Genomic DNA, 13,368 nt, shown 5'->3' with positions numbered 1-13,368 from the left:
CAACCCTCCCATACTAGCTTTCGCAGCAGACTCTGCTCCCTACGGTAGAGATTTAATTTTGGCGGTACCTGAATACATCAAAGTGCAACAACGCATTACAGCAATATATGAACTTAAGTAGCCGCAGCATATAAGATTAAACTGTGCATTAAAAGAGAAAATAATTTATCACCAAATAGGTTGCTGCGCAAAATTATATCCGACGCAAGAGCCCGCTTGATGTATATACAAACTTTAACAATAATATTTCAATAAATATGTAGAAAGAAAAACTAATGCTAAGCAGATTCCTCGGCTTGGCGGCTATAAAATAAAAGTAGACTTTCCAGTATATACTCACGAAACTCTATGTCTTTTAATACTTTAATTCCATACGATATGACTAACTCGCATATACTTTTCTTATAGTTTCCCTTGCCTTTGAAGCCAAAGTGCACGCTCCTCATCTTTCGACAAGTTGGGCCTTGTTATTATCAAAACTATGAAAAGGTTCATTATGCCGATGAGTAGAGTAAACGGGTTTAACGTAGCTAAAAATAGCAAGGGTCCAAGAAGAGAGACCAGCAATGCGGGAATCAATCGTAATTTCAGGCTATGCGCGCTTATTCCCAGACGAACAAATAAGCCCAATACGGCTCCGGGAATTATCCAAGCTAAAACTGAATAAAATAATTGCGGAGCAACATAAAATATTACGACAGTTGGAGCTATACCGATAGCAGTCGCAATCAGCATACCCCATAAACTCTCTTTCTTTTTTAGATTTTCTAGTATCTCTCTTTCTTTTATGTAATCAGATTTTTCCATAATTTCTACTTTAACCTGCTTGATGGAAAATATACCTAGTCGCCAATTGACAAAGCTTAATTTGGTGTGGCTCGAGGGAGAGAATTCTTAATTATTTCCCAACTCCACTGCCACTGTCAATTCCTGATCGTTACCGCCTATATCGTTGCGGTCAAGCTGGGTGGGCAGCTCACTGGTACGGTTAATCGGCCGAAATTTGCAGTCGGCTTTTACAAACAGATACACATCCTCGAGACGATAGAAATCGCCATTGCCCCGCACTCGGTAGGCATCTGTCGTGTCGACAATCGCTACTGGAAATGGCAACGATTCCTGGGGCGGGTTCTGGTGGAAATATTTGGAATCCTTTCGGATGGCCGCATAGAGTTGGGTCGTCATGGTTTCACTCCTCTCAATGCAGTGCCCGCTGCTGCGGATCGGAGATTGCCATCACATCGCAGGCAAATGTCGCCAGGTGGGCGTTGATCAGAGCAAGTTCGTCGGTTTCCAGTGGAGACAGTGATCGGCATTCTCTTTGCGCCCACAGTTGCTCGCGGCGTCGCACCAAAACTCGCAGCTGACAGAGCAGATCCGGATAAATTTCGAGCTGGACTTTAAGCATCTGCATGACAGCCTCCGTGCAGTTCCCGGTTCAACCCCTGGAGTTGTTTGGCCCGCGCCTCGTGATCCGCAAAGATGTCCTGGGCGGCGCGCAGCTCGCGCACGGCCTCGTCCCTGCTCACCGTGGTGGTTTCCGGGCAGGCGATGCGTTCGCGGCACAGAGCCAGCGCCAGGCGCACTAGCCGGGCCTCAGCCAGATCCAGCACAAATACGGTTTTTTCTATGTTGTGTTCCATCTCGATTCCCTCCAGGGGTGAACAGTGCCGCGGGCGCTGCCCGCGTGCGGTATAGGCGGCCTCGCGGGCGAGACAGCCAAACAAAAGTTCGTCCTGCACCAGCCCAGCCCAGCTGGATGCCGTGCGCACATCGCTGTTGTGCAGCCAGGCGTGATAGACCTGGATTTCCCCGACCCGGTGGTACAGGAGCAGCTGGCGCTGGTTCACGACTGGCTCCTGTTGCTGGTTGAAATACGCTTTTCGGGTGTGCACGCCAAAAAAACCCGTGACATCTGTGACAGGGCAGGAAAATCAACTTTAGGACCAGTATTTATGCGGGTTGCAGGTATGCTGACTTGTCTTATTTTTTCTGTGACAACTTGTGACAAGGTTTTGGGGAGTTTCCCTGCAGGCCCCGTGGCTACTGGCTTTGCGGGCATTTCTGGTTGTCTTATTTTCTGAGACAAACCTGTGACATTGCACAAGACCCTTGTCACGGGCTGTCTTGCTTTTGTCTTGGATTTGTCACAAGCCTTCATGCCACTTAACCCCTTGTTTTAATTACTATTTCTGACTTATTTTTCCCTTGTCACAGGTTGTCACGGGTTTTTCTAGGGGTATCACCCCCGCGCGGTCTCCCTGCTTGTAGGTCAAAAAAAACACAAAATTGAAACTCATCGCTCTACCCCGCCGCATTTGTGAAAAATCCAACACCAGAGCCTGCTGCCTTGCTCCCGCTTAGATCGAACCTGCTTGTAGCCGGCAAACTGGTAGCGTTGACTGGTAGGCAGCAGCTGCTTGAGATCGGCCACCGGCACCATTTCCTGGCCGCGTTTGCGGCAGTGCTCCAGGTACTCGTTGAGGTTGATGGCGATTAAGGCGGGGTCGATGCTGTGGTTCAGGCGTTCGATTTGATTAATGCGCTCGCCGTCCTGGTCGTCGACGTACATCGCCTGGTCATTAATAAAGTGGTAGGCATCCCAGAACTGTTCAACGATGGGGTGGTCGCTGTTGAGGCGGCGCTGGCGATCACGGGCGCGCTCCTGTAAATATTCCTGCACCTGGCTGCGCAAATCCCCATTAAATTCACGTAGCAGCACCTGCAGGGCGTCCACCGCGGCCATCAGCTGCGCATGGCAGTCGATCACACGGCCCTGTGTAATTCCGCTGTCGGCACTGAGGGTTTCCCGGTGCCGGTCAAAGGCGGCAAAAAACCGGGCGAGCCATTCTTTTTCCTGGGTCAGCGCGGTGTGCAGGTAGCCGGCCAGGTTTTTGACCGGTTCCCGCTTGAGGCGGTCGGCCAGGGGGCGGTTTTCGGAGCGCTTGTGGGCGGTGGTACAGTGCAGGTGCACGATGCGGGAGAGCATGGCCGCGGAGGCCTGCACGGTGGCGTTCTGGCTGATGACCAGAGTGCCGCGAAACAGGCGGTCATGGGTTTTGTTGTCATTGGTCTTGACGCCGCGGGTGTCGATCACGCCGTCCAGGTCATAGACCTTTTTGAAGAGATCCCAGTCAAAGGGCTTGCCCGGCCGGCCGCCGGCACCGGTGCTGATTTCCCGGTCGCTTTCAATCACCACCATGGGAAGATTGCTGACCTTGCCCAGGTGTCGGCCGTAGCTGGATTTGGAGGTGCTGAGCATATCCACCCCTTCGTAGTTGTCGCGGCCCAGCAGTTTCCATAGAAAACGGATCAGGGTGGATTTGCCCGCGTCGGCTTCACCGGTGAGTTCCAGGAAGTGAAACGCCTGGTGCTGCTCTTTGATCTGGCGGGCAAACAAGCTGGCGGTAAAGTAAGCCAGGGCGGCAATGCCGTTGAGGTGAAAGACCTTGACGAAATCCGGCCACCAGCTGCCGTTGAATTGGTCGCTGTGGTGCACCGGCATATCTTCCAGGGTGGTTTTGATGGCGGTGTCGCCCAGCTGTAAAAAGCCGTGCGCGTTGGCGGGCAGCAGCTGGCCCTGGCGATAACCGAAGCCGGGAAAGATGTAAGCGCGGGAATCCTCGTCATAGCCCATATGGGGCAGGGTGGTTACTCGGGCGACTTCCCCATCCAGCCAGCGGGCCTTGAGGAGTTTTAAATCCCCGGCCCCGCCTTCAAAGCTGCCGCCGTCGGTATGGGACAGCAGGGCAAGGCCAAAGGCGCGGGGATCGGAGAGGGCATTGGGTGAAAAGGCCCCCAGGTAATTGCGGCTGCTGTTCGCCTTCTTAATGTGGAAGAAATAGCGGCGCTCGCCAGTGAGCCGGTCGATCTCAGTGTATTGGAAGCTGGGCACACAGTTGGAGATCTCCCACACCTTCGTCGCCTGGTTAAAGGCATCCCAGCTTGAACCCCAGGCGAAAGGTCCGTCATCACTGGCCTTGTTGAAATCCTCCAGGGAGAAGCGGGCGGAGTAGAGTTTGTCGCGGTGCTCTATGACCGTCTTGCTGAACGGTTTCCACCCATACAAGGCATAGGCTTTCTTTTTCGGGGTCTCGGCGATAAAGATCCGTCCCCGCCAATGGCATTCCCCAATGGTGGTATCGTTGAGCCGCTTTTCCCGATACAGGTCATCCCAGTCTTTGCTGCTGCCGGTCAAAGCCACTTCCACTATCTCGCCCTGGTCGACCAATTCCCGGTGGTACTTGACCAGGTGCTTGCGCGCACCGGGTTCGTCGTCATAGGCCAAACACCAGGTTATCCCCTGGCCCGCAGTTTCCTGGATCAGTCCCCTCGGCAGATTGGAACAACTGAAGGCGGCCACGGCTTTGTATCCCGCCAGGTACATGGCGATACAGTGGAAAATACCCTCGACAATAAAAACCTTGTTCCCGGGCTCAATGACCTGCGGCGGCGGCGCCCAGTGCTTTCCGGCAACACTGGTACCAGACTTGAAGCGCGCCTTCTTGCCCCCGGCCTTTTGCATATGGGCCTTGTCGATGATGCGCTGCCAATAGTCCTGCTTACCCTCGAAAAGATAAAACCGCACCGTCTCGGCCCAGGTGCCATCAGGCAGTTTGTAAAAACCCTGGTCGAACCAGTCCTCGATATCGGCGGTGGGAAAGCCGCGGTTGTGTGACAGATAGGCCCTGGCGGTGGCCTTGGGGTCTTCGTCGCTGGAGGGGAAGCGCTTGGAGAAGTTTTCAAACAGGTCCGGATAGCGATCCCGAACCCGCTCCCGATAACCGCACTTGTCCTCGCGATCACAGCGCAACGTGATCGGCTTGTCGGCACTGATCCAGACCGTCTTGCGTTCGCAGTCCGGACAGATCCCCTGGCGGTAGGTGTTGGATGTTTCCTTGAGCACCAGGTTGAGTGACTGGTCCCGCTCCAGCGCCGCCACCACATCCCGGTTGATCTGGCTGTAGTCCATGACGCCGACTCCGATTATTGCAAGGATATTTCGGTCTCGTCGGTTTCAAGACACCGATGGGCGATTCGGATCACGTTGATCATCCGGTAGCGCCCTACTTTCACTGTTGGGTAGTAACCCCTTTGCACTTGGCGTCGGACGGTTGGCAAGGTCAGCCCTGTATCTAGCGCGAATTGCTCCATGGAAGATACGGGGGACTTGACGGGCGGTGGGTCTAGTTTCTCAGTCACTGTTCGAACTCCATTACTCTTGTTAGGGTTGTAATGGAGTGTATTTAAGACCCATAACAACGTTATATCAACACTTTAAATAGTTCATTTACATTTTAAGGCGCATAAAACATCTTATTTCAAGTTATTGGAGCGCTTTTTCTTGTAATAGTGATGCTCAGTAGGATAAATTTCGCGCGAAAGTGGTAATAAAGGAGCGCAAAGGTGAGAGAATCACCGGAAAATAGCGCCGGGGGACGGCTGCGGATCATTCGTGAAACGTTGGGGTTTACTCAACCTGAATTCGCGGAAAAACTTGGACTCAAGTTCCACCAAATTCAAAATATAGAATATGGACGACACCGAATTACCGAGGAAGTGTTCGCAACCGTAGGTAAAAATATGCCAGAGTTGCTGCCATGGGTGGCCTATGGCGGACAAACCGACATTGAGGTGGTGCGAAAAAGCGATAATCCTCTCTGTAAGCTGATAGCTACCCGAATCGATATCGGATTAGCTGCTCCTGCGTTTCTGAAATCTACGCACGATGGCAATCAAGAAAACTGATAGCGGCCGTTGGCAGGCTGACTGCCGACCCCAGGGACGCGACAGTAAGCGGGTACGTCGTACATTCAACACTAAGTCCGAGGCTGTACGCTGGCAGCGCGCCCAGCTTGCAGCCGCTGACAGAGGTGAATGGGTGCCACCTCAGCGAGACAATCGGCAACTTAGTGAGCTGGTAAAGACCTGGTATGACTTACATGGACATACACTAAAGGGGGGAAGAGAACGGCAAGATTACTTGCTTGCATTGTGCCAAATGATGGGTGATCCCGTCGCAAGCAAAGTCACCTCGGAACTCTACACCGAATTCCGCAGAAAGCGACTGGCTGGCGGCCTAGAAACAACCCCTGGGGGAAGGGGCAAAAAGCGAAAATCTTTGCCGTGCACGGAAAACACCTGCAATCATGATCTGAGCTATTTCAAATCCATGTTTAACGAGTTGATCCGCTTAGATAACTGGCGAACAGAAAATCCCTTAGCTAAATTACGCCCTCTTAAATTTGACCAAGCGCAACTGACATTCCTAAGCCTTGAGCAAATCCAGAGTTTATTGTCAAAGCTGACGGAGAGCCGGTCAAAATATGTGCTCCGGGTAGCAAATATCTGCCTCGCCACGGGCGCTCGCTGGGGCGAAGCAGAAAGCCTGCGTGGTGAGCAGATACGCAACAACCGCATCACTTACGCAGGCACGAAGAGCGGCAAAACCCGAACAGTCCCAATTTCGAATGAGCTGGAAGCAGAGATATTCGCTGATGGGCCTCGCACAGGCCCTCTCTTCCAGGACTGTTATAGTGCCTTTGTACGCGGGCTGGAAAAGAGCGGTATTGTACTGCCCAGGGGACAGTGCACTCACGTATTAAGACACACTTTCGCCAGCCATTTCGTAATGAACGGCGGAAACCTGCTAACCCTAAAAGAAGTGCTAGGCCACACGGATATCAAGATGACGATGCGATATGCACACTTGGCACCAGAACACCTTGAGGATGCCGTCACCAGGAACCCCCTGGCCCACATACAGAACAGGCCAAGATGTCCACAAAGTGTCCACGTGGAACAACGTCCAAAGGGTATAAAGGAGCTTGAAGGCTAGATTTCATGCGGGTTTGCAAGCCGTTAGAATCCATTGTACACTCTCTTCCAAGGACTACGAACCAGGCGGTCGGAGGTTCGAATCCTCCCGAGCGCGCCAGTAAAATCAAAGGCTTACATTGAAAGATGTGAGCCTTTTTTCGTTGTGGTACCAAATGTGGTACCAAATAAAAGAGCAATCGCCTAAAAGCTGTATAATAATCCAGTATCAATAAACCCTCTGATTTTCACAAAAAAAATCACTCAATTCTTATCTCTAAAAGCCACTCGCCACTATAAGAAAATGAAAAGAACTATTCTTGCCCTGCTTTTACTTCCTACCCTCGCTATCGCTCGCCCTATAGAAGTAGTCTCAGTCTACGATGGGGACTCTTTCACCGCCAGTGTCCCAGGGCGGCCCGATATGGGCTAGAGTAGTGGCTGATTTCACCCCGCCAGAGTCAACCATTCGCTAAAGTTTGACCATGCTCTTCAGAACTATAATCAGAAAGGCGACACCGGTTTAAAACTTCCGACTGGCAATCTAGCCATATCTGATAGATAATCGCTCACAGCTTAACCAGTGAATGCGATCACTTCGCTGGAAAATACAGGTTATGCAGATGGTAGGTCTATTTTTTAACTTTTAAATGGTGGGGTCGTGAGCAGAGATATTACGATGGTTCATCATTAAATAACAGAGCAAATTATGAATAAAGGTCTGGTTAAGTGGTTCAATGCAGACAAAGGGTTTGGCTTCATTACCCCGGAAGATGGAAGCAAAGATTTATTTGTCCATCATTCAGAAATTAAGAGTGGCGGCGGCTTTGCTGTGCTCAACGATGGGCAGCAGGTTGAATATGAAATAGGTCAAGGCCAAAAAGGCCCATGTGCAACTAATGTTCGCCCACTATAATCCAAATAGCTCCACCAGAGGAGTTTAACCTCATAAATCGAAGGCCCGTATTGAGCGCACTCAAACTCGGGCTTGCGGCTCAAAAAGTTAAGTGTCGATTAAAATTGCTCTATTTTTGGAGAGTAACGAAAAAATAGGCAAATATTTCTGTCTACTTGCCGGGGCATGGGTTAATTGGGAGCGCCTTGACCAGCTGCTCATTGATGCTGGTCTCGGCTACGAATACCATGGTGGCAAGAGGCGAAATTGGTGCACTTAATTAAGGAGCTGGTTGCCGAGACACATCCCCTTCCCCGTCATTTGAAGCAGCATAAACGAGGCCGCCAAGAGCCGCTCACATCTCATCTGCAATGACCCGTACCATTTCTCGTCGCGGTTCAGGTCTCGGACATTGGAACGCCCATTCCAAGGCATCGTTGAGGTGTTCTACCGTTTGCAATAGGTCTTTGTGCGTCGACATGATCCTTATTCTCCGCTCCTGAATTGCTAAGAGTCTCTTTCATGAGAGACCCCCTCGACTTAGACAACGCATCTGCTGGAAAAAGTTGGCATTCAGATGAAGAAGTATGACGAATTCTGGTAAATCCAGGCTTTGCTACTGGAATAACGATCTAATCCCACCCATTAACAACACCTTTGTGCCAACAATTTCACTGCAAATTTAAAACCAAACTCCAATTCTTGCCGTTACCACATACAAATCTAATGATATCTACAATTATCGCAAGCATTTTTTTCTTAATTTCTCTTTTAGAAACAATCTGTTATGGAAAATTTCTATAATCAATTTTTCTGCAAATAATAATAGAGTAATGAGGTGTCGGACCTAAGCCATAACATTGCCCAAAGGTTAAAAGAGGCACGAAAGCAACGGGGGTTGAGGATTGCGGAGCTAGGTAAGCTACTCGGACTATCCGCCTCCCAAGTCTCCAAGATCGAAAATAGTCAACAAAAACTACCTGTGGAGCTGTTACCCACCTGGTGTGAATTTGTAGGTATCAATTTGGCTGTAGTATTTGGAGAGGAATATGCTCACCATTTCTTGAGCGTACCTTTCCCTCCACATATTGCCCAACTCTACGTCCAGTTGCCATCGAATTGGCAGGAACACCTGCAGCAGATGATAGAGAGCCTTCATAGCTTCCACCAAAAGAACAAAACTTAATACTGCAAGGTCTTGTGGGTCAGTGTAGGAAAGAGGATTTTGCTCTGTGTAACCGTATGCACTAAGCCGCCCTAACTTGCCGCCTAGCAGGCTGTTGATTTTGTCGCCTGGGAACATTGGGCTAGATACAATACGGAAAACTATAACCCACAGAGGATTTCGGTTCAGTGCGCGGTATAGATGTTTTTCAGGAGTCTCTTTTCACAACAGTGCAGTTGGAATCGTTTGTTCCAGCAGATCACCCACTGAGGCCGATCAAAGCGCTCCTGGATGAGGCGATGAAGAATCTCAACTGGCTCTTCAGCAGCATATATTGCGAAACCGGCAGAGAGTCCATTCCGCCAGAACGCCTTATCAGGGCACAGTTGCTCCAGGTGCTTTACAGCATCCGCAGTGAACGGCAGCTGGTTGAACAGATCAACTACAACCTCCTGTATCGGTGGTTTGTCGGCTTAACGATTGATGACAACGTCTGGAATCACTCCACATTCAGCATTAATCGGGATCGGCTGCTGGAAAACGATGTGATTACGGAGCTGTTCGAAGAGGTGGTTGAGCTGGCTCGTAAACGCAAGCTTCTTTCCGACGAGCACTTCAGCGTAGACGGCACCCTGATTCAAGCCTGGGCTTCGCAAAAGAGCTATCGCCGTAAAGATGACAATAACGATCCTCCTGCGGGCGGTGGTCGCAACCGCGAAGCGAATTTCCACGGTGAAAAGCGCAGTAACTTTACCCACGAGTCAAAGACGGACGGTGATGCGCGGATGGCCAGGAAAGGCCCTGGTAAAGAAGCCAAGCTGTCGTACATGGGTCATACCGTGATGGAAAACCGTAACGGTCTGATTGTTAAGGCTGCGGCCAGTCTCGCTACTGGCAAAGCTGAGCGGGAAGTAGCAGCGGGCTTGCTAGGGCCTGTTAACACTAATTAGCCGGTCAGCGATCAGTGAAAAGTTGATGAAGAACTTAAAAACGACATCCAATTTGTCAAATCGACTAAATATTCTTCGGAAACCTTTCAAGCGGCGAAACAGACGCTCTACTTCATTTCGCTTTTTATACATCTCTTTGTCGTACTCCCAAGGTGTCAGTCGATTGACCTTCGGAGGTACGACAGGCGTCATACCTAAATCCAAAACGAGTTGTCGAGTGTCATTTCCTTCGTAGGCCTTATCCATGATGACGCTGGCACCTTCCCAACCGCAGTTTTCTAGCCTCTTCAGCAAGTTACGGCCCTCTGGCGCATCGCCAGATTGACCGGGGGACAAGGAAAAGGTCAGCGCAGTGCGGTCATCTGCCGCTACCATGTGAATCTTAGTTGACCATCCACCCCTTGATTTTCCAATGGCTTGTGGGCCGTTTTTTTTAATGCGCCTGTGCCGTCTGGATGGACTTGAATGATCGTACTGTCCAGAGAAACTTCATCCACTTGAATGTTGATCACATCGGCATCTTGAAGGACACCAAAGACATGGTCCAATACACCATTTTTAGCCCAGCGATTTACACGGGTGTAGATGCTGTGCCAATTACCAAAGTGCTCAGGCAGCCCTCGCCACTTACAACCATGCTCAGCCACGTACAAAACAGCGTTTATGACCTGGATATTCGGTATTTTTACGTTACCCCGCTGTAAAGGCAGCAGGTGTTCGATAATTTTGAACTGCGATTTTGTGATTTCCATAAACGCAGATTTTATCAAAATTAGTGTTAACAGGCCCTAGCGGAACTTCCCGGCATGAAGAAGCGCACGGTTGGTGCAGACAAGAACTATGACACCGCCGGGTCTGTGGAAGATTGCAGGGCCATGAATATGACGCCCCATGTTGCCCGGAATGACAATCGTATTGGAGGCTCTGCCATTGATGGTCGCACCAGTCGGCACGCTGGCTACCAGATCAGCCATAGGAGCAGAAAGCGGGTAGAAGAACCATTTGGCTGGGGTAAGACAATTGGTCTCATCAGGCAGATGAAAGTACGCGGTTTATCGAAAGTGAACAGTGTCTTTATGCTGACGATGATTGGCTGGAACCTAACTCGAATGAGGGCGTTACAGGGATAGTCCGTCTTGAAGGCGGGGAAAGCCCGCCACCAAGGCCCGTAAGGGTGAAAAATGACCTTAAATCGTCTATTTGGGTCGAGAATTCCAGATTCAAACGATCAACATGTTCGAATCTGAGTGAAAATCAACGGCCTGCTAGAGGAAAAATCCTGATTTGTATTGAAAAAGACTAATAGGCCCTAGCAAAAGAAAATAAAGCTGCCTAACCGCATATCCTGTGAAATACAAAACCCCGGGCCGAAGCACGAGGCTTTTTAGTTAAAACCTATAGTCCAAACCCGATGTATATCGGTGAACAGGCATTTGGTAATACTACCTTGGAATGCACCCCGGTGGACTAACAACGTGCGTTTTTTCCCACTCTATGGGCTCCCCCCGCTCTTCTCTAGTTAATAAATTCGTTTCATATAAGGGTATTTGGCCGAATGTAGATGGTATAATAACACCTGGATTACTTATATTAGCATAGTCTATTCTACCACCAATAGTAGTCGGACATCGAACATTGTCTAAATTTGTGCTCCAAGAAGTATCATGCTCAGCAGCTCCAGTTGCCTGGATAGTGTCTCCTTCGTTGTCTACGAAAGTAGTGCTTAAAAAGTAAGTACATTCATTTTTATAAGAGTAAATAGTTTCCCACGCTACAGGCACATTTATCCATATGAACTGACAATCTTCGGAAAAAGAGTTTGCACTCGTAAATACGGTTGATAACGCGAGTGTTAATGATATTTTTTTAAACATATATAATCCCTTACTGTTTAACATTAGTGTATGCACCCTTCTCGTACTACTGAGCCAGGCGTCAATTTCAGCGTTGTCAAACCAAAGATAACAGATACCCAATCGACATGGGGCATAGCTGCTTCTCATACAGCTTTTGAAACACCAACTCGTCATCCGAAAATTGTACGGGCTTTATAGTACCAGTGACTTAAATATTTTCAAGATATCGAAACGTATTGTAATTTATCGCTTGGCGTTTGTTATATATCTACTCCGGTAGCGTGAAAGTTGACGCGCATTTGGTACGATACTGTTTGACCAAAAAGCTATCAGCAGGAGCCGCGATGACAACATCATTGTCATGCAGGTCACAATTGAGGTCAACCACCAACAGGTTGCCATGATGGATTCTTATTTATGTCCAGAGCCTGCGCGAAGACACTATATTCTGACAGTAGCTGACACTAATTACGAGAGAACTAGATGACAGAATTTCAACACACTTCAAATTCTTGAACTCTGATGCGTTACTATCGAACTTCTTCCCGGATCGCCTGGAGAAATACATCATTCCATGAGGCTACTTGGCTGACACAGAGTGTTAAACACCCTCTAGTACTCTCCTAGAGTAAAACTATTTACTATTAATCTTACTTGATTTACATTTAAGCGGCTTACACATCAACAATAAATGAATAATGGACTATTTATGTTTAAAAATTTATCTTTGCCAATCGCGTTGGCAACTGTATTTGCAAGCTCAAGCTCCGTTGCACATCATTGCCCACCTACTTATGTATATGTACCTATAGCTTGGGAAACTATTTACTTTTATAAAAATGAATGTACTTACTTTTTAAACACTACTTTCGTAGACAACGAAGGAGACACTATCCAGGCAACTGGAGCTGCTGAGTATGATACTTCTTGGAGCACAAATTTAGACAATGTTCGATGTCCGACTACTATTGGTGGCAGAATAGACTATGCTAACATAAGTAATCCGGGTGTTATTATATTACATACATTCGGCCCACTGCCCTTATATGATACGAATTTATTAACTAGAGAAGAGCGAGGAGAGCCGACAGAGTGGGAATGGGTTGCAGTCCATCCAGATCCGCACGAAAGCGTCTGTTCACAATAGATCCTGTATAATCTCTGCTTGGAATTTACAGTGCAACAGTAAAAATTATCGAAGATTTTCTGCCTCTTCAGCGTGGCGCCGTGAAAGTAGCCAACTGAAAAGAATCAAGAAAATCAATTAATCGGGCTGCAGGTTGATGTGAGGTAGAGATTATACTTTTGTTACCTAATATGTGCCCATAGACCTGGTTGAAGTAGTTTACTTCTGCTTCAACCGGATCTATATCGCTAAATCAATAACATATGCTATGGTCAATACCAAATAGTATTGAACATAAAAAAGCAGCCAAGCTGCTTAAGATGGTGCCGGGATCAAGCCCCACCCTGCTCGGCGAGTTCCAGAGTGGGTACTAGCAGGCTGTTGATTTTGTCGCCTGAGAACATTGGGTTAGATACAATACTGGGGTGTCCTGACAATACTGGACAGTCCCGCTTTAAGCCGCTTTGGCTGATTCCCAATACTTCTTGGCGAATTCAGTTGGGGCCAAGTTGCCAAGCCGTGAGTGGCGACGTTGGCGGTTATAAAAAATCTCGATGTAC

13 protein-coding genes and 3 pseudogenes are annotated in these 13,368 nt (G+C 48.9%); 7 read left to right on the top strand and 9 right to left on the bottom strand.

Annotated elements, in window-relative coordinates; all coding sequences use genetic code 11:
• Window positions 1-402: 402 nt before the first annotated feature.
• From AB1S50_RS13755 to AB1S50_RS13735, 5 genes are all read right to left on the bottom strand, one after another.
• On the bottom strand, window positions 403-807 hold the full coding sequence (locus tag AB1S50_RS13755) for a hypothetical protein (RefSeq protein WP_367151391.1): 405 nt from the start codon (window positions 805-807) through the stop codon (window positions 403-405).
• A gap of 87 nt (window positions 808-894) precedes the next feature.
• Window positions 895-1,185 carry a hypothetical protein gene (locus AB1S50_RS13750; RefSeq protein ID WP_367151389.1) on the bottom strand — a complete coding sequence of 97 codons (291 nt, stop codon included), beginning with the start codon at window positions 1,183-1,185 and terminating at the stop codon, window positions 895-897.
• Between the two features lie 13 nt (window positions 1,186-1,198).
• On the bottom strand, window positions 1,199-1,414 hold the full coding sequence (locus AB1S50_RS13745) for a hypothetical protein (RefSeq protein WP_367151387.1): 216 nt from the start codon (window positions 1,412-1,414) through the stop codon (window positions 1,199-1,201).
• A complete protein-coding gene (locus tag AB1S50_RS13740) occupies window positions 1,401-1,850 on the bottom strand; it encodes a hypothetical protein (protein ID WP_367151386.1) in 450 nt (149 codons plus the stop codon). Before AB1S50_RS13740 ends, AB1S50_RS13745 begins: the two co-directional genes overlap by 14 nt.
• 446 nt (window positions 1,851-2,296) lie before the next feature.
• Window positions 2,297-4,972, bottom strand: a complete 2,676-nt coding sequence (locus tag AB1S50_RS13735) for a hypothetical protein (protein ID WP_367151385.1) — start codon at window positions 4,970-4,972, stop codon at window positions 2,297-2,299.
• A 434-nt stretch (window positions 4,973-5,406) separates the two neighbouring features.
• Here AB1S50_RS13735 and AB1S50_RS13730 point away from each other — a divergent pair, with 434 nt between their 5' ends.
• The 4 genes and pseudogenes from AB1S50_RS13730 to AB1S50_RS13715 form a co-directional block, all read left to right on the top strand.
• Window positions 5,407-5,748, top strand: a complete 342-nt coding sequence (locus tag AB1S50_RS13730; protein WP_367151384.1) for a helix-turn-helix domain-containing protein — start codon at window positions 5,407-5,409, stop codon at window positions 5,746-5,748.
• Window positions 5,729-6,838 (top strand): phage integrase, encoded by a 1,110-nt coding sequence (locus AB1S50_RS13725; RefSeq protein WP_368457499.1) that lies wholly within the window; start codon window positions 5,729-5,731, stop codon window positions 6,836-6,838. Before AB1S50_RS13730 ends, AB1S50_RS13725 begins: the two co-directional genes overlap by 20 nt.
• Before the next feature lie 687 nt (window positions 6,839-7,525).
• Window positions 7,526-7,732: a cold-shock protein gene (locus AB1S50_RS13720; protein ID WP_367151381.1), complete on the top strand. Its 207-nt coding sequence runs from the start codon at window positions 7,526-7,528 to the stop codon at window positions 7,730-7,732.
• A gap of 817 nt (window positions 7,733-8,549) precedes the next feature.
• A pseudogene (locus AB1S50_RS13715) lies at window positions 8,550-8,693 on the top strand (helix-turn-helix domain-containing protein); the annotation flags it as partial.
• 9 nt (window positions 8,694-8,702) lie between these two features.
• Here the strand turns inward: AB1S50_RS13715 and AB1S50_RS13710 are convergent.
• Complete coding sequence (locus AB1S50_RS13710; RefSeq protein WP_367151446.1) at window positions 8,703-9,014, bottom strand: hypothetical protein; 312 nt, start codon at window positions 9,012-9,014, stop codon at window positions 8,703-8,705.
• Between the two features lie 59 nt (window positions 9,015-9,073).
• Here AB1S50_RS13710 and AB1S50_RS13705 point away from each other — a divergent pair.
• Window positions 9,074-9,805, top strand: a pseudogene (locus tag AB1S50_RS13705) (IS5 family transposase); the annotation flags it as partial.
• Here the strand turns inward: AB1S50_RS13705 and AB1S50_RS13700 are convergent.
• A protein-coding gene (locus tag AB1S50_RS13700) for an IS5 family transposase (protein ID WP_367151379.1) occupies window positions 9,803-10,578 on the bottom strand; the annotation gives its coding sequence in 2 pieces (ribosomal slippage) (window positions 9,803-10,263 and window positions 10,263-10,578; 777 coding nt in all). The pseudogene AB1S50_RS13705 and the gene AB1S50_RS13700 overlap by 3 nt on opposite strands.
• 45 nt (window positions 10,579-10,623) lie before the next feature.
• Here AB1S50_RS13700 and AB1S50_RS13695 point away from each other — a divergent pair.
• Window positions 10,624-10,956 (top strand): annotated as a pseudogene (locus AB1S50_RS13695) (transposase); the annotation flags it as partial.
• Between the two features lie 312 nt (window positions 10,957-11,268).
• On the opposite strand, the gene AB1S50_RS13690 reads toward AB1S50_RS13695, so the two are convergent.
• Window positions 11,269-11,700, bottom strand: coding sequence for a hypothetical protein (locus AB1S50_RS13690; protein WP_367151378.1), 432 nt, complete (start codon window positions 11,698-11,700; stop codon window positions 11,269-11,271).
• Window positions 11,701-12,373: 673 nt separating this feature from the next.
• Here AB1S50_RS13690 and AB1S50_RS13685 point away from each other — a divergent pair.
• The gene (locus AB1S50_RS13685) at window positions 12,374-12,829 is read left to right on the top strand and encodes a hypothetical protein (protein ID WP_367151377.1); all 456 of its coding nucleotides are present in this window, start codon (window positions 12,374-12,376) and stop codon (window positions 12,827-12,829) included.
• A gap of 433 nt (window positions 12,830-13,262) precedes the next feature.
• On the opposite strand, the gene AB1S50_RS13680 is transcribed toward AB1S50_RS13685, so the two are convergent.
• Window positions 13,263-13,368 (bottom strand): IS3 family transposase (locus AB1S50_RS13680; protein WP_367151204.1); only part of this gene is annotated, 106 nt, incomplete at its 5' end.

Source organism: Microbulbifer discodermiae, from assembly GCF_040742695.1.
Taxonomy (GTDB): Bacteria; Pseudomonadota; Gammaproteobacteria; order Pseudomonadales; family Cellvibrionaceae; genus Microbulbifer.
This window is presented reverse-complemented; position numbering and strand designations above follow the sequence as displayed.

Excerpts from the sequence above, each read along its gene's own strand:
- AB1S50_RS13755 (WP_367151391.1), bottom strand. The coding sequence starts at position 807 with ATGGAAAAATCTGATTACATAAAAGAAAGAGAGATACTAGAAAATCTA.
- AB1S50_RS13750 (WP_367151389.1), bottom strand. The coding sequence starts at position 1,185 with ATGACGACCCAACTCTATGCGGCCATCCGAAAGGATTCCAAATATTTC.
- AB1S50_RS13745 (WP_367151387.1), bottom strand. The coding sequence starts at position 1,414 with ATGCAGATGCTTAAAGTCCAGCTCGAAATTTATCCGGATCTGCTCTGT.
- AB1S50_RS13735 (WP_367151385.1), bottom strand. The coding sequence starts at position 4,972 with ATGGACTACAGCCAGATCAACCGGGATGTGGTGGCGGCGCTGGAGCGG.
- AB1S50_RS13725 (WP_368457499.1), top strand. The coding sequence starts at position 5,729 with ATGGCAATCAAGAAAACTGATAGCGGCCGTTGGCAGGCTGACTGCCGA.
- AB1S50_RS13720 (WP_367151381.1), top strand. The coding sequence starts at position 7,526 with ATGAATAAAGGTCTGGTTAAGTGGTTCAATGCAGACAAAGGGTTTGGC.
- AB1S50_RS13710 (WP_367151446.1), bottom strand. The coding sequence starts at position 9,014 with ATGTTCCCAGGCGACAAAATCAACAGCCTGCTAGGCGGCAAGTTAGGG.
- AB1S50_RS13690 (WP_367151378.1), bottom strand. The coding sequence starts at position 11,700 with ATGTTTAAAAAAATATCATTAACACTCGCGTTATCAACCGTATTTACG.
- AB1S50_RS13685 (WP_367151377.1), top strand. The coding sequence starts at position 12,374 with ATGAATAATGGACTATTTATGTTTAAAAATTTATCTTTGCCAATCGCG.